18 protein-coding genes are annotated in these 21,073 nt (G+C 72.8%); 8 read left to right on the forward strand and 10 right to left on the reverse strand.

Features of this window, described 5'->3' with window-relative positions:
• Nucleotides 1–82: 82 nt before the first annotated feature.
• Complete coding sequence (hutH, locus tag ACFYU0_RS23195) at nt 83–1,621, forward strand: histidine ammonia-lyase (RefSeq protein ID WP_389304121.1); 1,539 nt, start codon at nt 83–85, stop codon at nt 1,619–1,621.
• A gap of 54 nt (nt 1,622–1,675) precedes the next feature.
• Here the strand turns inward: hutH and ACFYU0_RS23200 are convergent, their stop codons facing one another.
• Together ACFYU0_RS23200 and ACFYU0_RS23205 are read right to left on the reverse strand one after the other, a co-directional pair.
• A complete protein-coding gene (locus ACFYU0_RS23200) occupies nt 1,676–2,446 on the reverse strand; it encodes a hypothetical protein (protein ID WP_351671515.1) in 771 nt (256 codons plus the stop codon).
• 42 nt (nt 2,447–2,488) lie between these two features.
• Nucleotides 2,489–2,806 (reverse strand): LAETG motif-containing sortase-dependent surface protein, encoded by a 318-nt coding sequence (locus tag ACFYU0_RS23205; RefSeq protein WP_351671517.1) that lies wholly within the window; start codon nt 2,804–2,806, stop codon nt 2,489–2,491.
• Between the two features lie 109 nt (nt 2,807–2,915).
• Here ACFYU0_RS23205 and ACFYU0_RS23210 point away from each other — a divergent pair, with 109 nt between their 5' ends.
• From ACFYU0_RS23210 to ACFYU0_RS23230, 5 genes are all read left to right on the forward strand, one after another.
• Nucleotides 2,916–3,263 carry a hypothetical protein gene (locus ACFYU0_RS23210; protein ID WP_351671520.1) on the forward strand — a complete coding sequence of 116 codons (348 nt, stop codon included), beginning with the start codon at nt 2,916–2,918 and terminating at the stop codon, nt 3,261–3,263.
• A 217-nt stretch (nt 3,264–3,480) separates the two neighbouring features.
• Nucleotides 3,481–4,728, forward strand: coding sequence for an Ig-like domain-containing protein (locus ACFYU0_RS23215; RefSeq protein WP_389303868.1), 1,248 nt, complete (start codon nt 3,481–3,483; stop codon nt 4,726–4,728).
• A gap of 153 nt (nt 4,729–4,881) precedes the next feature.
• Nucleotides 4,882–6,351: an ABC transporter permease gene (locus tag ACFYU0_RS23220; RefSeq protein WP_389303869.1), complete on the forward strand. Its 1,470-nt coding sequence runs from the start codon at nt 4,882–4,884 to the stop codon at nt 6,349–6,351.
• 68 nt (nt 6,352–6,419) lie between these two features.
• Nucleotides 6,420–7,103, forward strand: coding sequence for an ABC transporter ATP-binding protein (locus ACFYU0_RS23225; RefSeq protein ID WP_389303871.1), 684 nt, complete (start codon nt 6,420–6,422; stop codon nt 7,101–7,103).
• 302 nt (nt 7,104–7,405) lie between these two features.
• Nucleotides 7,406–10,645, forward strand: a complete 3,240-nt coding sequence (locus ACFYU0_RS23230) for a S8 family serine peptidase (protein ID WP_389303873.1) — start codon at nt 7,406–7,408, stop codon at nt 10,643–10,645.
• A gap of 87 nt (nt 10,646–10,732) precedes the next feature.
• On the opposite strand, the gene ACFYU0_RS23235 is transcribed toward ACFYU0_RS23230, so the two are convergent.
• Nucleotides 10,733–11,629, reverse strand: a complete 897-nt coding sequence (locus ACFYU0_RS23235; RefSeq protein WP_389303875.1) for a helix-turn-helix domain-containing protein — start codon at nt 11,627–11,629, stop codon at nt 10,733–10,735.
• Between the two features lie 178 nt (nt 11,630–11,807).
• On the opposite strand from ACFYU0_RS23235, the gene ACFYU0_RS23240 reads away from it, so the two are divergent.
• Nucleotides 11,808–12,848: an NAD(P)-dependent alcohol dehydrogenase gene (locus ACFYU0_RS23240; RefSeq protein WP_351671537.1), complete on the forward strand. Its 1,041-nt coding sequence runs from the start codon at nt 11,808–11,810 to the stop codon at nt 12,846–12,848.
• Between the two features lie 181 nt (nt 12,849–13,029).
• Here the strand turns inward: ACFYU0_RS23240 and ACFYU0_RS23245 are convergent, their stop codons facing one another.
• The 4 genes from ACFYU0_RS23245 to ACFYU0_RS23260 all read right to left on the reverse strand — a co-directional run bounded on the left by ACFYU0_RS23245 (nt 13,030) and on the right by ACFYU0_RS23260 (nt 18,226).
• Nucleotides 13,030–13,767, reverse strand: a complete 738-nt coding sequence (locus tag ACFYU0_RS23245) for a hypothetical protein (protein ID WP_351671540.1) — start codon at nt 13,765–13,767, stop codon at nt 13,030–13,032.
• A 108-nt stretch (nt 13,768–13,875) separates the two neighbouring features.
• On the reverse strand, nt 13,876–14,985 hold the full coding sequence (locus tag ACFYU0_RS23250) for a hypothetical protein (protein ID WP_389303877.1): 1,110 nt from the start codon (nt 14,983–14,985) through the stop codon (nt 13,876–13,878).
• 222 nt (nt 14,986–15,207) lie between these two features.
• Complete coding sequence (locus ACFYU0_RS23255) at nt 15,208–16,845, reverse strand: M48 family metalloprotease (RefSeq protein ID WP_389303879.1); 1,638 nt, start codon at nt 16,843–16,845, stop codon at nt 15,208–15,210.
• Nucleotides 16,846–17,107: 262 nt separating this feature from the next.
• The gene (locus ACFYU0_RS23260) at nt 17,108–18,226 is read right to left on the reverse strand and encodes a hypothetical protein (RefSeq protein WP_351671552.1); all 1,119 of its coding nucleotides are present in this window, start codon (nt 18,224–18,226) and stop codon (nt 17,108–17,110) included.
• Between the two features lie 154 nt (nt 18,227–18,380).
• Between ACFYU0_RS23260 and ACFYU0_RS23265 the strand changes: the two genes are divergently transcribed.
• Nucleotides 18,381–19,535, forward strand: a complete 1,155-nt coding sequence (locus tag ACFYU0_RS23265) for a cystathionine gamma-synthase (protein ID WP_351671555.1) — start codon at nt 18,381–18,383, stop codon at nt 19,533–19,535.
• Between the two features lie 91 nt (nt 19,536–19,626).
• On the opposite strand, the gene ACFYU0_RS23270 is transcribed toward ACFYU0_RS23265, so the two are convergent.
• The 3 genes from ACFYU0_RS23270 to ACFYU0_RS23280 all read right to left on the reverse strand — a co-directional run bounded on the left by ACFYU0_RS23270 (nt 19,627) and on the right by ACFYU0_RS23280 (nt 21,035).
• Complete coding sequence (locus tag ACFYU0_RS23270) at nt 19,627–19,875, reverse strand: hypothetical protein (protein ID WP_389303882.1); 249 nt, start codon at nt 19,873–19,875, stop codon at nt 19,627–19,629.
• A gap of 25 nt (nt 19,876–19,900) precedes the next feature.
• Nucleotides 19,901–20,404, reverse strand: a complete 504-nt coding sequence (locus ACFYU0_RS23275) for a sigma factor-like helix-turn-helix DNA-binding protein (protein ID WP_351671561.1) — start codon at nt 20,402–20,404, stop codon at nt 19,901–19,903.
• Between the two features lie 130 nt (nt 20,405–20,534).
• Nucleotides 20,535–21,035, reverse strand: coding sequence for a MarR family winged helix-turn-helix transcriptional regulator (locus tag ACFYU0_RS23280; RefSeq protein WP_389304123.1), 501 nt, complete (start codon nt 21,033–21,035; stop codon nt 20,535–20,537).
• Between the last annotated feature and the right edge of the window lie 38 nt (nt 21,036–21,073).

Consider the following 21,073-nt stretch of genomic DNA (forward strand, 5'->3'; position numbering starts at 1 on the left):
AAGCTCACGGGGCGGTAAGGGGCGCTCCCGTACCCCACTAGTGACACATGCGCATTCAATGCGTACGCTCCTGAATATGGATATGCACACTGTGGTGGTGGGGACGTCCGGTGTCACGGCGTCCGACGTTCTCGCCGTGGCGCGCGGCGGCGCCCGCATCGAGCTGTCGGCCGAGGCCGTGGCGGCCCTCGCGGCGGCCCGGGAGATCGTGGACGCCCTGGCGGCCAAGCCCGACCCGGTCTACGGCGTCTCCACCGGTTTCGGGGCCCTGGCGACCCGGCACATCAGCCGGGAACTGCGTGCCCAGCTCCAGCGCAACATCGTCCGCTCGCACGCCGCCGGCATGGGCCCGCGGGTCGAGCGCGAGGTCGTACGCGCTCTGATGTTCCTTCGGCTGAAGACCGTCTGCTCCGGACACACCGGGGTCCGGCCCGAGGTCGCGCAGACCATGGCCGACGTGCTCAACGCCGGAATCACCCCGGTCGTGCACGAGTACGGCTCGCTGGGCTGCTCCGGCGACCTCGCCCCGCTCTCCCACTGCGCCCTGACCCTGATGGGCGAGGGGGACGCCGAGGGCCCCGACGGCGCCGTCCGGCCCGCCGGCGAACTGCTCGCCGAGCACGGGATCGCCCCCGTGGAGCTGCGCGAGAAGGAGGGACTCGCCCTCCTCAACGGCACCGACGGCATGCTCGGCATGCTGGTCATGGCCCTCGCCGACCTCGACACCCTGTACAAGTCCGCCGACGTCACCGCCGCCCTCAGCCTCGAGGCGCTGCTCGGCACGGACAAGGTGCTCGCCCCCGAACTGCACGCCATCCGCCCGCACCCGGGCCAGGGCGCCTCCGCCGCCAACATGCTGGCCGTGCTCAAGGGCTCCCAGCTCACCGGCCACCACCAGGACGACGCCCCCCGCGTCCAGGACGCCTACTCGGTGCGTTGCGCCCCGCAGGTCGCCGGCGCCGGCCGGGACACCCTCGCGCACGCCCGCCTGGTCGCCGAGCGCGAACTGGCCTCCGCCGTCGACAACCCCGTGGTCCTTCCCGACGGCCGGGTGGAGTCCAACGGCAACTTCCACGGCGCGCCCGTCGCCTACGTGCTGGACTTCCTCGCCATCGCGGCCGCCGACCTCGGCTCCATCGCCGAGCGCCGCACCGACCGGCTGCTGGACAAGAACCGCAGCCACGGCCTGCCGCCGTTCCTCGCCGACGACGCGGGCGTCGACTCCGGTCTGATGATCGCTCAGTACACCCAGGCCGCGCTGGTCAGCGAGATGAAGCGGCTCGCCGTCCCGGCCTCCGCGGACTCCATCCCCTCCTCCGCCATGCAGGAGGACCACGTGTCCATGGGCTGGTCGGCCGCGCGCAAGCTGCGCACCGCCGTCGGCAACCTCGCCCGGATCATCGCCGTCGAGCTGTACGCGGCCACCCGCGCCCTCGAACTGCGCGAGGGCCTGAGCCCGGCGCCCGCCTCCCGCGCGGTGATCGACGCCGTACGCGCGGCGGGCGTGCAGGGTCCGGGCCCGGACCGCTTCCTGGCCCCCGACCTGGCCGCCGCCGACGCCTTCGTCCGCGGCGGACGCCTCGTCGCCGCCGCCGAGTCCGTGACGGGCCCGCTGGCCTGACCGCCGCCCCTCGGGGGCGCCGTCACCGGCGCCCCCACCGGCACGCACACGCCGTCACTTCAGCTTGGCCGCCTGGGCCTTGACGACCGGTGCCGAGACCGCGTACGGCTTCTTCGACATCATCGCGCCGATGTTGATCGTGGAGTACGTGGCGAGGGTGTTGCCGTGCCGCACGACCTCGCCGTGCAGGGGCATGTCGCCCTCGTCGGAGCTGTCGTTGGTCGCCGTGAAGGCCACCGACTCGTCACCGGTGCCCGAGGACTTCTCCTCGGCGACCTTGGTGAACTTCCCCTTGTCGCCGTCCTGCTCACCGGCGAAGCCGCCCGCGCACGCCTTCACCGCGTCGGAGACCGACTTCAGGGCCTTCTCGGCGCCGTCGCCGTCGTACGAGGCGAGGGTGACGACCGTGACGTCCAGGTCCATGGACTCGTTGAGCGCGTCCTCGAACTTGCCGTCGGCCATGTCGTCCAGGGACGTGGCGTCGTCCGTGGGGTCCTTCTTGTCCTCCGTGGCCATGCGGCTCGCCTGGGCCGCCGGCTCACCGGGCGCGATGGCGGTCAGGGCCCGCAGCAGCGGGTCGCACCGGGTGTCCTCCGCTTTGACCTCGCTCTTGTCGGGGAGGCCGCCCTTGACGGAACCCACCTTGAACCCCGGCACCTCGCCCTTGGCGATGAGCCGGTCCTTCAGTTCGGCGGCGGTCAGCGCCTTCGCCGAGCCGCTCTTGCCGTCCGCGGAACCGCCGTCGGAGCAGCCCGTGAGGAGGGCGAGGGACAGAGCGCCCACAGCCGCGGTGGCGCACAGCCGCACGCCCGATGATCTCTTCATGAGCGGACTATGAACGCGCTGTCAAAGAAACGTCAAGCGGGATTAAAACCCGAGGCGTTCGCGGCGCACCGAATACACCACGAACCCGGCGCCCACGGCGAGGAAGAGACTGCCGCCGACGACGTACGGCGTGGTGTCGAAGCTGCCGGTGTCGGCCAGCTCCGTGGTGTCCGCGGCGTCGGCCGTCGTGGCCTCGCTCACGGCCCTGGCCTGCTGCGTGACCGGTGTCGTCGAGGCCACCTGGGTCGTCGCTCTCGCCGTGTCGTCCTGAGACGCGTTGGCGGACGGGACGAACCAGAGGGCGCACAGGAGCGTCCCCGCGGCGGTGGCGGTCAGCAGCGGACGGCGAGCGGATGACACGGAATATCGATCCCCTTGTGACGCTGGCGAATTGGCCGTGTGGGGCGATGTTAGTGAAAGTCGCGGGTCACAGGAAAGTCACAAGGGGTTTCAGCCGTACGCTCCCGCCATGAACACGGAAGAGACATCCAGATTTGTACGCCTTCGGGTGGAGTTGGTCCTCGAGGTGGAGGACGGTGACGAGCTGACCAAGGCCGCCCTGCGCCGGCTCGCCGCCGACCAGGAGCTGCCGCAGGAGGAGCGGTCGCAGGCCGAGGGCGCTGTGACGGAAGACACCGCCGAGGCCCTCGCCTACCTCGTGGACCCGTTCGACCTGGTCAGCGAGGTGCCCGGGGTGGAACTCCAGCAGGCCTCCTGGTCCAGCGAAAGCATCGACTACGACCCCGACTCCCCGGACTGGGACGTGGACGAGGATGATGGAGGCCAGGACGACGAAGAAGAGGGCGGCATCGGCTGAGCGTCCCGGGGCACTTGTGCACCCCGGACGGCAACCGCCGTCCGGGGCTTTGTCGTCTCAGGGGGCGCACGGACGACTTCGGCACCACCGTCACGGGCGGGCGTGGGATGGCCCACACCCGCGAGCCGCGTGGGGCGGGACGGATCGCCCGTAGCGTGGAAGGTTCCCATGGGGACTCGGGGTTCTCGCGATTTCGGCAACGATGGAGAAGCGTGTGATGACGGACAGTAAGCGGCGCAAGGGCCTGACGGTCGCGTCCGCACTGCTCGGCGGTGTGCTGGCACTCACCGGCTGTTCCGGCGGCGACGACGCCAAGGCGTCCGGCGGTGGTGACACCTCGCAGGCCAAGGCCGACGAGGCGGCGGCCAAGAAGTCGTCCGAGGCCCAGATCACCATCACGCCGAAGGACGGCTCCAACAACGCCTCCATCAACAACTCGGCGGCCGTCGAGGTCGCCAAGGGCACTCTCACCAACGTGTCCATGACCACCGAGGACGGCAAGGCCGTGGCCGGCGCGCTGTCCGCCGACAAGACGAGCTGGAAGCCGAGCGCCCAGCTCGAGCGGTCCACCACCTACAAGCTCGCCGCCGAGGCCAAGGACTCCGAGGGCCGCGTGGCCCACGAGAACGCCTCCTTCACCACGGTCTCGCCGACCAACAGCTTCATAGGCAACTTCACGCCGGAGGACGGTTCGACCGTCGGCGTGGGCATGCCGGTGTCGATCAACTTCGACAAGGCCATCACCAACAAGGCCGCCGTGCAGAAGGGGATCACGGTCACCTCCAGCAGCGGTCAGGAGGTCGTGGGGCACTGGTTCAACGCCAACCGGATCGACTTCCGCCCGGAGGCGTACTGGAAGGAGAACTCCACCGTCACGCTGAAGCTCGCGCTCGACGGTGTCGAGGGCGCCTCCGGCGTCTACGGCGTGCAGCAGAAGACGGTCACCTTCCACATCGGCCGCAACCAGGTCTCCTACGTCGACGCGCAGACCAAGAAGATGAAGGTCACGCAGGACGGCCGGACCATCAAGACCATACCGATCTCCGCCGGTTCGCCGGAGAACAAGACGTACGAGGGCATCATGGTGATGTCCGAGAAGTTCAAGCAGACGCGCATGAACGGCGCGACGGTCGGCTTCACCGACGACGACGGCAAGGGCGAGTACGACATCAAGGACGTGCCGCACGCCATCCGGCTGACCAGCTCCGGCACCTTCCTGCACGGCAACTACTGGGGCGCGAAGTCCATCTTCGGCAGCGTCAACACCAGCCACGGCTGCGTGGGCCTGTCCGACACCAAGGGCGCCAAGGACCCCAGCACCCCCGCCGCCTGGGTCTACGAACACTCCCTCATCGGTGACGTCGTGGTGATCCGGCACACCGGCGACAAGACCGTGTCCCCGGACAACGGCCTCAACGGCTGGAACATGGACTGGGCGCAGTGGAAGGCCGGCTCCGCCGTCTGATCCCGCGCTCCCCGCGCGACCGCTCCGGTGCCGCCCCTGTCCCAGGGGCGGCACCGGCGTTTCCGGGCTCCTCCCTGGGCGGGGCACGGCCTTCTCATGGATCTTTTATCGCGGCCTTATCGAGTCATCACGGTCCGCTTCTAGCTTGCGGGCATGTTCTTCACCTACCTGAGGCGCGAACTGCGCCGCCGCAGAAAGGCGGCCCTCGTCGTCGCCTCCGGTCTCGCGCTCGGGATCGCGCTCGTCATCGTGGTCGCCTCGGTGTCCAGCGGCATGGGAAAGGCCCAGGACAAGGTCCTGCAGTCGCTGTACGGGCTGGGCACGGACATGACCGTCACCAAGGCCGCGTCGGCGTCCACCGGCGACGCGCAGCGTCCGCGCTTCCGGTTCGACGCGCAGGACGACGACTCCACGTCGCAGAGCAGCGACCGGGTCATGGTGCAGGGCTTCACCACCCTCGCCTCCTCGACCGTCGCCAAGGTCGCGGACCAGCAGGGGGTCTCCTCGGCCGTCGGCGGCCTCAGCCTCAACGTGGTGAAGGTGAACGGCCAGTTCACCGGCGGCCGGTTCCAGCAGGACGGCGGCACGTCGCAGGGCGGGCCCGGCGGCGCCGAGGGCGGCCGGCCGCAGGGCGAGGTCCGCGGCGGCGGCGCCGACTTCGACATCAACCAGTACACCGTCTTCGGCACCGACGTCACCCGGACCGCGCTCGGCCCGCTGACCTCCTCGAAGATCACCAGCGGCCGCACCTTCGAGACCACCGAGACCGACGCCCGGGTCGCCGTGGCCGACTCGGCCTACGCCAAGTCGAAGAAGTACAAGGTCGGTTCGACCGTCACCGTCAAGGGCGTCAAGTTCACGGTGATCGGCATCGCCACCGCGGACAGCGGTGACGCGGCGGCCGACCTGTACGTCCCGCTGAAGCGGGCGCAGACCCTCGCCGGCGAGAAGGACAAGATCACCACGATCTACGTCAAGGCCACCGACTCCCAGCGGATCGACCCGGTCAAGAGCGCCATCCAGAAGAACGTCCCGGGCACCACCGTCACGACCTCCGCCGACCTGGCCGAGACCGTCTCCGGCTCGCTGTCCACCGCCTCCTCGCTCGCCACCAAGGTCGGCAAGTGGCTGTCGATCGCGGTGCTCGTGGCCGCGTTCCTGGTGGCCGGGCTGCTCACCTCCTCCGCGGTCTCCCGCCGGGTGCGCGAGTTCGGCACGCTGAAGGCCCTGGGCTGGAAGTCCGGCCGGGTGACCCGGCAGGTGGTCGGCGAGGCCGTCGTCAACGGCCTGGTCGGCGGTGTCCTCGGCATCGCGCTCGGCCTCGCGGGCGCCTACACCGTGACGGCGGTCAGCCCCAGCCTGCAGGCGCAGATCGGCGGCGGCACGGGCGGCGCGGGCCTCGGCGGCGGGCCCGCCGGCGGACCGGGCGGCGGCGGCGGCTTCGCCGGCCCCGGGCGACAGGCCGCCAAGACCCTCGAGGTGGCCCTCACGGCCCCGGTCGGCGTCACCACGATCGTCCTGGCGGTGGGCCTCGCGGTGGCGGGCGGCCTGATCGCGGGCGCGTTCGGCGGCTGGCGGGCCTCGCGGCTGCGTCCGGCCGACGCGCTGCGGCGCGTGGAGTAGCGGCCCGCCCGCACGAAGGCGCGGCGCTCGACGGCGCGCACCATCCGAACGCCCCCTCAGGAGCCCCCATGTACGAACTCAAGGCTGTCACCAAGCGCTACACGAGAGGCAAGGAGACCGTCCACGCCCTCGACGGCATCGACCTGACCATCCCCGACGGCGACCGGCTGGTCATCCAGGGTCCCACCGGCGGCGGCAAGTCCACCCTCCTGCAGATGCTCGGCGGCCTGGACCGCCCCACCTCCGGCGAGGTGGTCCTGGACGGCACCGACCTGGCCAGGCTCTCCGAGGCCCGGCTGACCCGGGTCCGCAGCGAGAACATCGGCTTCGTCTTCCAGTCCTTCAACCTGATCCCCACCCTCACCGCGCAGGAGAACGTGGAGACCGCCCTGGTCCCGCTCGGGGTGAAGGCGAAGGAGCGGCGCGAACGGGCGGCCGAGGCCCTGGAATCCGTCGGCCTCGGCGAGCGGCTGGCCCATCTGCCCTCGGAGATGTCCGGCGGCCAGCAGCAGCGCGTGGCCATCGCCCGCGCCCTCGTCAAGCGCCCCAAGGTGCTGCTCGCCGACGAGCCGACCGGCAACCTCGACGAGGGCACGCGCGACGAGATCATGGACGTGCTCGAACGCCTGTGGAAGGAGCACGGGCTGACCTTCGTCATGGTCACCCACGACTCCGCGATCGCGAGGAAGGCCCCGCGGCTGGCCACCCTCCGCAAGGGGAGGATCACCGTCAAGGAGAACGCGGGCGCCTGATGGCACATAACTCCCCTTTACCGTACGGGACTTCGCGGTTGTGTAACGGTGTCCCGCCCGGCGCGTAACAGTTCCGGGCGGGGCATTCCCGTCCCGTTTCCCGCTCTTGAGACGTCTGATCGCCCCCGCCATACTGCGTGATCCGGGGGGATCGGCGTGCAGGTGTACGAATCTTCCCCCGGCCGGGTGAACGGGGAATTCGCCCGGTACCTCATCTCCAGGGGGAGATCTTGCGCAGACAAGTGAAAAGAGCAGCTGCGGCCACCTTGGCCGGTGCCGCGGCCGTCGCCCTCGCAGCGGGTATGACCAGCCCCGCGTCGGCGAAGCCCGGCCGGAACACCCAGACCGCCGCCTCCTCGTCCACGGCCCGGCAGCACCTCACCCTGATCACCGGTGACCGCGTCACCCTCGACGGCAGGGGCCGGGTCGTCGGCCTGCAGCGGGCGAAGGGGCGCGAGCACGTACCGTTCCAGGTCCGCCGGGCCCGCGGACACACCCTCGTCGTCCCGGCCGACGCGGCCCGCCTGGTCGCCGACGGCACGCTCGACCAGCGGCTGTTCGACGTCACCGAACTGAACCGCGCGGCCACCCGCACGTCCCAGAAGAACGGCCTGAAGGTCATCGTCGGCTACCGCGGCACCGCCGCCGCCCGGACCGACGTCCGCGACGCGGGTCACCTCCGCCGCAGCCTCAAGGCGCTGAACGCGGACGCCGTACAGGCCCCGGCCCGAAAGGCCGGCGGGCTGTGGGACGCGATCACCGACGGCGACCGCGCCGCCTCCGGCATCGCGCACGTCTGGCTCGACGGCGTCCGCCACGTCGCCCTGGACAAGTCCGTGCCGCAGATCGGCGCCCCCGTCGCGTGGGCCGCCGGCTACACCGGCAAGGGCGTGAAGGTCGCCGTCCTGGACACCGGGGTGGACGCCGGACACCCGGACCTCAGCACCCAGGTGGTCGAGTCCAAGAACTTCACGGCGGCCGCCGACGCCACCGACCACTTCGGGCACGGCACGCACGTCGCGTCCATCGTGGCGGGCACCGGCGCCAAGTCGGGCGGCAAGTACAAGGGGGTCGCGCCGGACGCCGAGATCCTCAACGGCAAGGTCCTCGACGACTCCGGCTCCGGCGACGACTCCGGCATCCTCGCCGGCATGGAGTGGGCGGCCGCGCAGGGCGCCTCCGTCGTCAACCTCAGCCTGGGCGGCTACGACACCCCCGAGTTGGACCCGCTCGAGGCCGAGGTCGACAAGCTGTCCGCCGAGAAGGGCATCCTGTTCGCGATCGCCGCGGGCAACGAGGGCCCGCAGTCCATCGGTTCACCGGGCAGCGCGGACGCCGCGCTCACCGTCGGCGCCGTCGACAAGAAGGACAGGCTGGCGGACTTCTCCTCCACCGGCCCGCGGACCGGCGACGGCGCCATCAAGCCGGACGTCACCGCGCCCGGCGTCGACATCACCGCCGCGGCGGCCAAGGGCAGCGTCATCGACCAGGAGGTCGGCGAGAAGCCCGAGGGCTACCTGACCATCTCCGGCACCTCGATGGCCACCCCGCACGTCGCCGGCGCCGCCGCGATCCTGAAGCAGGAGCACCCCGACTGGGGCTACGCCGAGCTGAAGGGCGCGCTCACCGGCTCCGCCAAGGGCGGCAAGTACACCCCCTTCGAGCAGGGTTCGGGCCGGATCGCGGTCGACCGGGCGATCGGGCAGTCCGTCGTCGCCGAGCCCGTCTCGGTCGGCTTCGGCGTCCAGGCCTGGCCGCACACCGACGACAAGCCGGTCACCAAGCAGCTGACCTACCGCAACCTCGGCGGCGAGGCCGTCACCCTCGACCTGACCAGCACCGCCACCGACCCCAGGGGCCACGCCGCCCCGGCGGGCTTCTTCAAGCTCGCCGCGACCACGGTGACCGTGCCGGCGCACGGCACGGCCTCGGTCGGACTCACCGCCGACACCAGGCTCGGCGGCACCGTCGACGGCGCCTACTCCGCGTACGTGACCGCGACCGGCGGCGGGCAGAGCGTCCGCACCGCCGCCGCGGTGCAGCGCGAGGTGGAGTCGTACGACCTGATCCTGAGGTTCGTCGGCCGCGACGGCAGGCCGGCCCCGTACTACAGCGCCGGTCTGACCGGCGTGTCGGGCCTGGCCGACGGCCAGTCCCTGGACCCGTACGACAAGTCCGGCACGGTGAAGGTGCGCGTGCCGAAGGGCGGCTACATCCTCGACAGCGGTGTCTTCGTCGACCCGGCGAACGCCGCCAAGGGCGTCGACTGGATCGTCCAGCCGAAGCTGACCGTCGCCGGCAAGCGGACGGTCGTCGTCGACGCGCGCAGGGCCAGGCCGGTGGACATCACCGTGCCGGCCTCCCACGTCCGGTCCGAGTTCGCCTTGGCGCAGTTCGACGTCACCGCCGGCGACGGCCAGTACGGCTACGGCTGGCTGCTCGACTCGTACAAGAACTTCCGCACCGCGGCCCTGGGCCCGCGACCCGCCTCCGGCACCCTGTTCCAGCAGTGGGACGGCCACTGGTCCAAGGGCGCGACGGAGGGGTACGACATCACCTCGGGCGGCCCGGTCGCGCAGTTCGCCACCGGCTACACCAAGCACTACAAGGCGAGCGACCTGGCCACGGTCAAGGTCCGGATGGGCGCCCCGGCGAGCGGCAAGACCGGGTCCGTGGGCGCGGCGGGGTGGCTGACCGGCAGCAGCATCGGCTCCTCCGTCAGCCTCCCGCAGAAGCTGCCCGGCACCCGCACCCTGCACCTGTCCGCCAAGGGCGGTGTGCGGTGGCAGTTCGACTTCGAGCAGGACGGCGGGGTCGACGAGGACGGCTTCCCGGTCACCGAGGCCGCCTACTCCTCGGAGCAGCAGTCGTTCAGGGCGGGCAGCACGTACACCAGAACCGTCAACACCGCGGTCTTCGCCCCGCACGTCGGCGCCGACCTCGGTGTCTTCCGGGACGGCGACGAGATCTACGGCGTGCTGCCGCTGTTCGCCGACGGCTCCGGGGACACCGGGTACTCGGCGTTCTCCTCGGTCCGCACGACTCTGTACCGCGACGGCGTGAAGGTCGGCTCCAACGACGACCCGCTGCTCGGCGGCGAGACCTTCAAGGTCCCCGCCGGTGACGCCGCCTACCGGCTGACCACCTCGGTCCGGCGCCCGGCCACGGTCGCCAAGGCCTCCTCGCGGATCGACGCGAGCTGGACCTTCCGCTCGAAGAAGCGGGCCGGCGTCACCGTGAAACTCCCCGTCTCCACGCTCCACTTCGGTGCGCGGACCGGCCTGGACAGCCGCGTCGAGGCCGGAAAGAAGGTCACCTTCCCGGTCACCGTCGAGGGCGCGGCCGCGGGCCGCGGCCTGAAGTCCCTGAAGGTGTACGTCTCCTACGACGGGAAGACCTTCAAGCGGACCGAGGTACGCGACGGCAGGATCACCGTGAAGAACCCGGCGAAGAACAGGTCCGTCTCGTTCCGCGCCAGGATCACCGACAAGAAGGGCAACACGTCGCTGATCACCGTCCACGACGCCTACTACGGCAGGTGAGCGGCGGGCAGCTGCGGCGCGTGTCCTGAACGGGGGCGTGCCGGACATGTTCCGGCACGCCCTTCGCCGTGCCGCCGTGCCGCCGGATCAGGCCGACGGAACTCCGCGGGCCGCGTCCGCGCCCCAGCTCGCCAGCAGCCGCAGGGACTGCGCCGACGGGGAGTCCGGCTCGGCGTGGTAAGTGAGCAGCGCCTGGTCGTGGTCGTCCGCCAGCCGGAACGTCTCGAAGCTGAGGGACAGCTCACCCACCAGCGGATGGCGCAGGCGCTTGACGCCGTAGCTCTTCTCCTTGACGTCGTGCGTCGCCCACAGCCGGCGGAACTCCGCGCTCTTCACCGACAGTTCGCCGACCAGGGCGGACAGCCGGGGGTCGTCCGGGTAGCAGCCCGCGTCCATGCGCAGGGCGCAGACGATGTCGATCGCCTTCTGCTCCCAGTCGACGAACAGGTCCCGGTAGTCCGGGCGCAGGAACACCATCCGCGCCCAGTTGCGCTCGGCGGGCGCGAGCTCCGCCCAGTCGCCGAAGACCGCGGCCGCCATCCGGTTCCAGGCGAGCACCTCCGTGCGCCGGCCGACCACGTACGCCGGGACGCCCTCCATCGAGTCCAGCAGCCGGCGCAGCGCCGCCCGCACCTGCTGCTGCCGTACCGCCGGCTTCTTCTTGTGCGCTGCCGGCTTGGCCAGGTGGGTCAGATGGGCGTGCTCGGCGTCCGTCAGGCGCAGCGCCCGCGCGATCGAGTCCAGCACCTCCGCCGAGACGTTCCGGCCGTTGCCCTGCTCCAGCCGCGTGTAGTACGCCACCGACACCCCGGCGAGCTGGGCCAGCTCCTCGCGGCGCAGCCCCGGCACCCTGCGGCGCCGGCCGAAGTCGGGCAGTCCCACGTCCTCCGGCTTCAGCCGGGCCCGCCGGCTGCGCAGGAACTCGCTCAGCTCGGCCCACCGGTCCAGGGGCGGTCCCGCGGCCGCTTCCGGTTCGACATCCATACGGCAAGTATCCGTGGTGCCGCGTGGTCGTACGCGGACGAGCCTGACCCCGCCAGTGGTAGGCACGGTGGTCGTACGCAAAAGCGGACCTGGGTGAGCCGCGGGACATGGGGCACGCTGGAAGACGTGCCCCGGCCGGAAGGCGACCGGGCACCGAGAGTCCGCTAGGAGATCCCCCATGACCACTGTTGCCGCGTATGCCGCGCCCGCCGCGAAGGCTCCGCTGGAGCGGACCACCATCGAGCGGCGTCCGGTCGGCGAGTCCGACGTCCTGATCGACATCAAGTTCGCCGGCATCTGCCACTCCGACATCCACCAGGCCCGTGAGGGCTGGGGCGAGGCGATCTTCCCGATGGTCCCCGGTCACGAGATCGCGGGCGTCGTGTCCGAGGTCGGGCCCGGCGTCACGAAGTTCGCCGTGGGCGACCGGGTGGGCGTCGGCTGCATGGTCGACTCCTGCCGCGAGTGCGACAACTGCAAGGCCGGGCTGCAGCAGTACTGCGACCGCGGCCCGACCTGGACCTACAACTCCGTCGGCAAGGACGGCGAGCCGACCTACGGCGGCTACTCCGAGAAGATCGTCGTCGACGAGAACTACGTCGTCCGCGTCCCCGACGGCCTCTCCCTGGACGTGGCCGCCCCACTGCTGTGCGCCGGCATCACCACGTACTCGCCGCTCAAGCGCTGGAACGCGGGCCCGGGCAAGCGGGTCGCCGTCGTCGGCCTCGGCGGCCTCGGCCACATGGGCGTCAAGATCGCGCACGCGATGGGCGCCGAGGTCACCGTGCTGTCCCAGACCCTGCGCAAGAAGGACGACGGCCTCCGGCTGGGCGCCGACCACTACTACGCCACCGGCGACCCGGCGACCTTCGAGGACCTGAAGGGCACCTTCGACATCATCCTCAACACCGTCTCGGCCCCGATGGACTTCGGCGCCTACCTCTCGCTGCTGCGCACCGGCGGCTCGATGGTGAACGTCGGCCTGCCCGAGGAGCCGGTCCACGTGGCCCTGTCCTCGCTCTTCGGCAACCTGCGCAACCTGACCACCTCCAACATCGGGGGCATCCCCGAGACCCAGGAGATGCTGGACTTCTGCGCGGAGCACGGCCTGGGCGCCGAGATCGAGCTGATCGGCGCGGCCGAGATCAACGAGGCCTACGAGCGCGTCGTGTCCAGCGACGTCCGCTACCGCTTCGTCATCGACACCGCCACCATCTGACGGGCTCGCCACCGCACTGTCCGACGGGCCCGGCGAACTGTTCGGCTGACGGGCCGGCGAACTGTTCGGCTGACAGGCCCTGTGACCGGGCCGACCCACCGGTTCGGAGCACCGGCCGGCGTGCCGAGCGAGCGCGCCGGCCGGTTCGGCCGGTCACCCGGGCCCGGTCGGCCCGCCCGCCTCAGGCGACGTCGAAGCCCTCCCCGTCGGCGTACGACCGCACGGTCACCGCGCCGTCCGCGCCGGGCCGTACGACATGGGCCCGCCCGCGCCCCGCGACCCGGGCGGCCGGGCCGGCCACCTCCACCACGGTGTTCTCGTCGACGGCGACGCCGTAGGGCGCCTCGCCCCGCCCCACCGCCGCGACCAGCCGCGCCAGCGTCCCCCACTGGGCGGCGTGCACGTCCACGGCGAACGGCACGAGACCCAGACCCGGCCGCACCGCGACCTCCTCCAGGTCCTCCGCCGTGTCCTCCGGGCACACGGGGACCCCGTTCACGAGCCATCCGCCGACCACCGCCCGCCGGGCCGCGACGGCGGCGCCCGCGGAGAAGCCCGCGTACGGCGTCCCGCGTTCGGCGAGCAGCCGCGGCAGCCGGTCCGCGCAGCCGGCGAACGCCTCCTGGTAGGCGGGCGTCAGCCCGCCGCACACCAGCAGCCCGTCGGCGCCGTCCAGCGCCTCCTCCGGCTCGAACCGCCCACCGAGCGGCACGAGCGCCGGCACGGGTTCGCACCCGGCCCCGCTCCGGCCCAGCGCCTGCGCGAACCGCTCGAACTGCTCCTGCCCGTCCCCCTCGTCCACGACGACACAGGCGATCCGCGGCACACCGCCCGCGCGCTCGGCGGCCGCCCGCAGGAACGGCGCGTACACCTCCGCGCGCTCCCATCCGCCACCGATCAGAAACGTACGACCGCCCATCCGGCCCCTCCCCTTCACACGCCCTCACATCGGCGCTGGTCCTTGTGCGAGGGGCGAATGTACGGGACCGGGGCCGGTGCCGTCGCCCGAAAAAAACCGCTGCCGGGATCAGCCGGTGGCCGTCACCCGCTGGGCCACCGTGTTCCGCACCTGGCAGAAGTGGCGCGCCATGCCGTCGCCGCGGTAGCGCCAGGGCAGCGCGTTGACATGGCCGTCGACCAGCTTGAACTGCTCCAGCGCCGCCTCGTCGCGGTCCTGGAGGTGGAGGTAGAACGCCAGCAGGTGACGCAGCTCGGGCAGGCGCGGGTGGGCCGGGTCGGCGGCCGCGGCGTCGGCGAGCGCCGCCTCCACCCGGGCCAGCATCCGCGGGGTGTTGTCGGCCGCGGTGTCCTCCGAGTCGTCGTGCTCGAAGTGCGCGATGAGCGGGAGCGCCGTCAGCAGGCTGCCGGCCGGCGCCTCGGCCGCCGCCCGCTCGGCGAAGTCGAAGGCCAGCCGCTCGGAGCCGCGCCACTTGGCGCACCAGTACTGCAGCGCCGAGAAGTGCGCCTCGTAGTGGTGCGGCGCCCGGGTGGTGATCTGCGCCCAGAGCTTCTCCATCTCGGCGTTCGGGTAACCGAGCCCGAGCGCCACCCAGATCTCCGCGATGTACGGCGTCGGGTCGTCGGGGTTCAGCGCGGCGGCCCGCGCGATCTCCTCGCGGGCGCCGCGCAGCGTCCGGTGGAAGCCTTCGGCCTGCTCCCGCGTCGTGTGCTCGCCCGTCCTGGCGCCGCGCAGCTTCCAGGCGAGGATCACCGTGCTGCGCGCCCGGACCACGGCCGCGTCGGGGTCGTCGGGGCGGGCCGTCTCCCAGGCCAGCAGCCACTCGTCCTCCTCGGCCGCGCGCTCGGCGAGGAGGTATGCGGCCGCTGAACGGCGCTCCCAGTCCCGGCCGATGCCGTTCAGCAGCTCGGCGGCCGGCCGCCAGTCGCCGGCCCGGACCGCGGTGAGCGCCGCCGCCCAGTCCGCGGGCAGCGGGGCGGCGTGCTCGGTGTCCTGCCGCTCGACGGGCAGCAGTCCGAGCCGCTCGGCGGCCTTGGCGGCCTCGGCCGCCTCCGCGGCCTCGGCGTCGTCGTCGGGGCTGGGGGAGAAGAACTCCTTCAGGAAGACCCAGGCCAGCCAGAGTGCGAAGAGCACCGCGGGGGCGGCCAGGATGCCGAGGATCCAGAGCAGGACGGTCATGGTGGGGTGCGGTCCGTTCGTCAGGGGACGGCGTTGGGGTGCTGGTGCTGGTGCTGGTGCTGGTGCTGGTGTCGGGCGGCAGGCGCCGGCGCCGGCGCTGGTGCCGGTGCCGGTGCCGGTGGCGGGTGCCGGGTGCTGGTGCCTGGCGCCGGCTCGGACCCGGGGAGTCGGTGCCGGGCCGGCGGGGCGTGGTCGTGCGGCGGCGGGCGGCGGGCCCGCGGCTCACACGGCCGGCGTCGCCGCCGGGGGCAGCAGGGCCCGCAGCGGGGCGGTGTCGGGGCGGTCGGCGAGTGCCGCGTTCACGGCCGCCTCCAGCGCGGCCTCGGGCCCGCCGTCCGGGGCGTCGTGCGGGACCGGGCCGGTCAGCCGCGCGGCGGCCGCACGCGACCAGGAGAACTCCCAGCTCAACTGCGAACGGGCGCTGAACTCGGCCAGCACCATCGTCCGCAGCGACGAGCGCAGCCGCGGCCGTACGAACTCCCGGAAGACCCGGCCCTTCGCCGCGGCCGCCTCGTCGGACAGCGGCAGCCGCTCCGCGAGCCGCCACAGCCGGCCGTCGTCGACGACGTCCAGCAGCGCGGACAGCGTGGCCGGCTGCCCGGTGTACTCGTCGAGCGCCCGGTGCAGCGGGGTGCGCACGGCGGACATGTTCCGGACCATGGCGGCGTCCAGCAGTTCCTGCCACGCGGCGGCGCGCGGGTAGCCGAGGATCTCGTCCGCCAGCACGGCGTCCTCCAGCGCGGCCAGGGTCTTCTCCGCGTCGGTGAGCAGGGCGAGCGCCGGGCCGCCGGCCTCCGCCGCGCGTCCGTCGTCGGGCAGCGCCTCGATCCGGCGCACGCGTTCGGCGATCGGCGGGTGGGAGTCGTACGGCGAGGCCGGCATCGTGGGCAGCTCCGGCCGCGGCTCCGCCGGCTCCTGCGCGCGGGCCGCGAGCAGCCGGGCGAAGCCGCCGAAGAACTCGCCGCGCGGCGGCAGCAGCCGCACCGGCAGACCGAGGGTGGCGTACGAGTCGAGGTAGAAGTCGTGCGAGGCCGACAGGGCGGGGATCTCGCGCAGGGCCGAGGCGATCGCGTCCCGCCCGGCGATCCGGGCGGCGGCCCGGTCGGCCGCGTACTCCTGGGCGCGGGCGGTGGACAGGGAGGCGCGCAGATAGAGGTTGCCGTACAGCGTGTAGACCGACGCCATGATCCGGTACGTCACCCCGGCCCCGGCGGTGTCGACCTCCTTGGCCTTCTTGCCCTTGGCGACCCGCTTGGCGGCGGCCTTCTCCTGGCGCCCGCGCTCGGCGGCCACCTTGCCGTCCGCCTTCTCGCGGAAGTGCTCGATGACCCGGGCGATCTGCACCCGGCCGCGCACCACGAGCGCGGACAGCCGGGTGTCACCGCCGGTGTAGTGGCCGTACTCGTGGGCGAGCACACCGCGCAGCTGGGCTTCCGTCAGGCCGGTCAGCAGCGGGACGCCCAGACAGAGCAGGCGCGGGCCGGGCCGCAGGCCGAGCAGCCGCGCGTCCTCGCTGACGGCCGCGTTGACGTCGGCCGTCAGCACGATCGTGTCGGGGGACCGGGTGCCGGTTGCCGCGGCCAGCTCCCGCACCAGCGCCCACAGCCGGGGTTCGTCCGCCTCGGTGACCTCGACGCCGGGCGGTCTCTCGCCCCTGGGCGTGCGCAGCATGAACATGCCGCGCACGACGGGCACGGCGAGCAGCACCGAGACCGCGACGATCTTGATGCCGGCGGGGCCGTGCACCCAGGTGACCACGGCCGCGTCGGCGCCGGCCAGCGCCGCGAGCAGCAGCAGGCTCAGCAGGTAGAAGCCGCACAGCAGAACGAGAGCGCGCAGCGCGCGCAGAGTTGCGCCCATCGGGCAGATCCCCCCACAGGACCCGGAGAAAGGAACAGGCCGGCGGGCGCCGCCGGGCGGTGCTGCCGGTGAGTGTGGGGGGACTCGGAGCAGACGTCGAGCGGGCTCGGGACGGCCTACGGCCTCCGGGGTACGCCCGGAGCGGCGCCGGGCAAAGCGCGAGCAAAGCCGGAGCAAGCGGAGTATGCCCTACCGGAGATCAGCGCGGCAATCCCCGCCCTGACCTGTGCGGACCGGTGCGCACAGGTAACGGCCGGGAAGGTCAGCCGGGCAGGCCCGCCGGGCTGCCCCCGGCCGCCTCGTAGCCGGCCACCGCCAGCGCGCGGTGGGCGGCGAAGGCGGCGGCCGGGTCGGCGGACAGGGTCCAGGGCAGCGCGCCGACATGGCCGTCGACGTGCGCGAGCTGGTCCATGGCCTCCGGCCAGCGCTCGGCCCGTACCAGGAAGAACAGCAGCAGATGGCGGACGTGGGCGAGTACCGGGTCGTCCGGGCGGGCGGTGTGCACCGCGTGCAGCGCGCCCTGGATCGCCCGGGTGACCACCTCGCTCTGGTAGAAGCTGCGGACCAGGTTGACCTCGGGGAGGTGCTCGAAGACCGCGAAGAGCGGCAGCGCGGCCAGCAGCGAGCCCTCCGGGGCGCGGGCCGCGGCGTTCTCCGCGAAGGCGTACGCCTCCTCGCGCGAACCGTGCCACTTCTCGCACCAGTAGTGCAGGGCCGCCAGGTGCGCGCCCATGTGGTGCGGGGCGCGCTCGACGACGTCCAGCCACAGCTTCTCGAACTCGGGCCGCGGACAGCCCAGGCCCCGGGCGGCGGACAGCTCGACGATGTACGGGACCGGGTCGCCGGGCGCGAGCAGCGCCGCCTCGCCGCAGGCCTGCCGGGCCTCCTCCATGATGATCCGGAAGTCGTCCGTGCCCGGCGCGGACGTCCGCCACGCCTGCTGCACCAGGAACTCGGCGTGTACGGCCGCGCCGCCGGCGTCCTTGGGCCGCTCCGCCCGCCACACTCTCAGCCACTGCCCGCCGGGCGTCTCGTGCACCCCGCCCGGCCGCTCGGCCAGCTCCAGTGCGGCCGCGCCGGCGAAGGCCTGGACCCGCTGCCAGCGCGCCTCGCCCTCCGCCTCGGTTCCGGCCAGCATCTCGGCGGCCGCGCGGTAGTCCCCGGTGCGCCGGACCACGTCCAGCACGTCCAGCAGGTCCTTGTCCGGGCCGGGCATCCGCACGTCCAGCTCCTCCTCGGGCACGAAGCCGTAGGCCGCCGCACGCGCGGGGTCGGGCAGGCCGGCCGGGCCCCGCCCCGCCGCCCCGCGCCTGCGCCGCAGGACCGGGAGCAGCACGAAGGACAGCAGGACCAGCGCCATGAGCAGCCAGAGAGTCGCCATGCCCCAAGCGAACCAGACCTCGCCGACAATTGGCCAACCCCGCCCGCCGGACCTGTGGAAAACCCGCTCTCGGCGCCGCCGGCGCCTGGGGGCCGTACGCTCCCCGAGCCCGTCGGACGCCACCATCCGGCCAAGCGCACTACGCTCGGTGCACATGAGCGACAGGCACATCAGTCAGCACTTCGAGACCCTCGCGATCCACGCGGGCAACACCGCGGATCCCCTCACCGGCGCGGTCGTCCCGCCGATCTACCAGGTCTCGACCTACAAGCAGGACGGCGTGGGCGGCCTGCGCGGCGGCTACGAGTACAGCCGCAGCGCCAACCCGACCAGGACCGCCCTCGAGGAGAACCTCGCCGCGCTGGAGGGCGGCCGGCGAGGTCTCGCGTTCGCTTCCGGCCTGGCGGCCGAGGACACCCTGCTGCGTACGCTGCTCAGCCCCGGCGACCACGTGGTGATCCCCAACGACGCCTACGGCGGCACCTTCCGCCTCTTCGCCAAGGTCGTCACCCGTTGGGGCGTGGAGTGGTCCGTCGCCGACACCAGCGACCCGGCCGCCGTGCGGGCCGCGATGACGCCGAAGACCAAGGTGGTCTGGGTGGAGACCCCCTCCAACCCGCTGCTCGGCATCACCGACATCGCCGCCGTCGCCCAGGTCGCCCACGACGCGGGCGCCCGGCTCGTCGTCGACAACACCTTCGCCACGCCCTACCTCCAGCAGCCGCTGTCGCTCGGGGCCGACGTCGTCGTGCACTCGCTGACCAAGTACATGGGCGGCCACTCGGACGTGGTCGGCGGCGCCCTGATCGCCTCCGACCAGACGCTGGGCGAGGAGCTGGCGTACCACCAGAACGCCATGGGCGCCGTCGCCGGCCCCTTCGACTCCTGGCTGGTGCTGCGCGGCGCCAAGACCCTCGCGGTGCGCATGGACCGGCACAGCGAGAACGCCACGAAGATCGCCGACATGCTCACCCGGCACGCGCGCGTGAGCAGCGTGCTCTACCCGGGCCTGCCCGAGCACCCCGGGCACGAGGTGGCCGCCAAGCAGATGAAGGCGTTCGGCGGCATGATCTCGTTCCGGGTCCAGGGTGGCGAGGAGGCCGCCGTCGAGGTGTGCAACCGCGCCAAGGTCTTCACCCTCGGCGAGTCGCTCGGCGGCGTGGAGTCGCTGATCGAGCACCCCGGCCGGATGACCCACGCCTCCACGGCCGGCTCCGCCCTGGAGGTCCCGGCCGACCTGGTGCGCCTGTCCGTCGGCATCGAGAACGTCGACGACCTGCTCGAGGACCTGCAGCAGGCCCTCGGCTGACAGCAGGCCCCCGGCCGGCAGCGGGCTCCCGGCCGGCAGCGGGCCGGGCGCGGGCGCGGTCCGTACGCCGGTACGGACCGCCCCGACCCCTTCACCAGCCGGTGAGCGGTGGAGTCGTCTGCGACGGCGGCTCCACCCAGGGCTGCGTCCGCACCGCCCACACGGTGAACGCCACCGCCGCCGCGCACAGCAGCAGCCACAGCAGCCGGCGCGCGAGCAGCCGGCGCCGGAGCAGACGTTCGCCGCGGCGGACCGCCTCGGCGTGCAGACCGGGCGGCACCGGCACCACCGCCCGCTCCATGATCCGCCGCACGGCGGCCTCCCGCTGGGGGCGGTTCACCGGGGCCTCCCGGCCGCCGGCCGCCTCATGACGGCGCCGCCCTCGCGCCCACCGCGGGCCGCGCCGCCTCGCGCGCCGGATGCAGCACGGTTGCCGTCGCCCGGTCGCAGATGGTGTGCACCCGCTCGACGGGCAGGCCCAGCAAAGCCGCCGTCTGCTCCTCCGCGACCCCCTCGAACATCCGCAGCACCAGGATCAGCCGTTCCTGCGGCGCCAGCTCGGCGAGCGGGCTGCGCGGATGCGGGCGGGCCCGGCCGGGGGCGCCGTAGTGCCGCCATGCCTCGTGGGCGAAGCGGGTGGCCAGGTACTGGCGGGCGCACACGTAGGGGTCCTCGCCGCGCAGCCGGTCCCAGCGGGCGTAGGTGTGGGCCAGCGCCGGCGCCAGCAGCCGCCGCGCGCGCGGGCCGTCGTCCGGTGCCTCTCCGGTGAGCAGGGTGGCGGCGTGCAGCAGCCGCCCCGCCGCGCCGGCGACGAACGCCTCGAACTCCCGGGTCCGGCGGGCGTCGCGGGATGCCCGCTGATCACGCACCGCGCCTCCCCCCTGAGGGCGTCCTGTCCGGTACGGGACGGGCGCACCGCGCACCACGCAGGACCTGGTCTCATATGAGGCCAGTGGCGGCCCGGGGTCAAGACTCGGGACCGCACCCGTCCGGGGCGCGTCAGGAGGCGGGTGTCGGCTCGGCGCCCGGCTGGACCGCCATCCGGGAGGAGAGCGCGGTATTGAAGCGCGTGAGGAGCGCGCAGAACTGCTCGCGCTCCTCCGGCGCCCAGTCGTGTGTCAGGTCGGCCATCAACTGACGCCTCGACGAACGCACTTCCTCCAGCCGGGTGGCCCCGCGCGGGGACAGCTGGAGCACCACCGCGCGCCCGTCCTCCGGGTGCGAGGTGCGCTTGACGAGACCCGTGTCGACCAGCGGGGCGACCTGCCGGGTGACCGTGGAGGAGTCGATCCCCATGCTCGCGGCGAGCGCCTTGACGCCCATCGGGCCCTCGGTGTCCAGGCGGTTGAGCAGCAGGTAGGCGGCGCGGTCCATGGTGTTGCGCACCTGCCCGACGCCGCCGAGCCGGGTCTGTTCGGCACGCCGGGCGAACACCGCCACCTCGTGCTGCAGGGTGTCGAGGAGACCGGTGTCACCGACGGTCGTCATGTCCATCGACATTTCAGGTGTTGTGGGCATGGCCGGAGGCTCGCTTCATG

The sequence above is a fragment of the Streptomyces sp. NPDC003720 genome (genome assembly GCF_042875075.1).
Taxonomy (GTDB): Bacteria; Actinomycetota; Actinomycetes; order Streptomycetales; family Streptomycetaceae; genus Streptomyces.

Excerpts from the sequence above, each read along its gene's own strand:
- hutH (WP_389304121.1), top strand. The coding sequence starts at position 83 with ATGCACACTGTGGTGGTGGGGACGTCCGGTGTCACGGCGTCCGACGTT.
- ACFYU0_RS23200 (WP_351671515.1), bottom strand. The coding sequence starts at position 2,446 with ATGAAGAGATCATCGGGCGTGCGGCTGTGCGCCACCGCGGCTGTGGGC.
- ACFYU0_RS23210 (WP_351671520.1), top strand. The coding sequence starts at position 2,916 with ATGAACACGGAAGAGACATCCAGATTTGTACGCCTTCGGGTGGAGTTG.
- ACFYU0_RS23215 (WP_389303868.1), top strand. The coding sequence starts at position 3,481 with ATGACGGACAGTAAGCGGCGCAAGGGCCTGACGGTCGCGTCCGCACTG.
- ACFYU0_RS23220 (WP_389303869.1), top strand. The coding sequence starts at position 4,882 with ATGTTCTTCACCTACCTGAGGCGCGAACTGCGCCGCCGCAGAAAGGCG.
- ACFYU0_RS23225 (WP_389303871.1), top strand. The coding sequence starts at position 6,420 with ATGTACGAACTCAAGGCTGTCACCAAGCGCTACACGAGAGGCAAGGAG.
- ACFYU0_RS23230 (WP_389303873.1), top strand. The coding sequence starts at position 7,406 with ATGACCAGCCCCGCGTCGGCGAAGCCCGGCCGGAACACCCAGACCGCC.
- ACFYU0_RS23235 (WP_389303875.1), bottom strand. The coding sequence starts at position 11,629 with ATGGATGTCGAACCGGAAGCGGCCGCGGGACCGCCCCTGGACCGGTGG.
- ACFYU0_RS23240 (WP_351671537.1), top strand. The coding sequence starts at position 11,808 with ATGACCACTGTTGCCGCGTATGCCGCGCCCGCCGCGAAGGCTCCGCTG.
- ACFYU0_RS23245 (WP_351671540.1), bottom strand. The coding sequence starts at position 13,767 with ATGGGCGGTCGTACGTTTCTGATCGGTGGCGGATGGGAGCGCGCGGAG.
- ACFYU0_RS23250 (WP_389303877.1), bottom strand. The coding sequence starts at position 14,985 with ATGACCGTCCTGCTCTGGATCCTCGGCATCCTGGCCGCCCCCGCGGTG.
- ACFYU0_RS23255 (WP_389303879.1), bottom strand. The coding sequence starts at position 16,845 with ATGGGCGCAACTCTGCGCGCGCTGCGCGCTCTCGTTCTGCTGTGCGGC.
- ACFYU0_RS23260 (WP_351671552.1), bottom strand. The coding sequence starts at position 18,226 with ATGGCGACTCTCTGGCTGCTCATGGCGCTGGTCCTGCTGTCCTTCGTG.
- ACFYU0_RS23265 (WP_351671555.1), top strand. The coding sequence starts at position 18,381 with ATGAGCGACAGGCACATCAGTCAGCACTTCGAGACCCTCGCGATCCAC.
- ACFYU0_RS23280 (WP_389304123.1), bottom strand. The coding sequence starts at position 21,035 with ATGTCGATGGACATGACGACCGTCGGTGACACCGGTCTCCTCGACACC.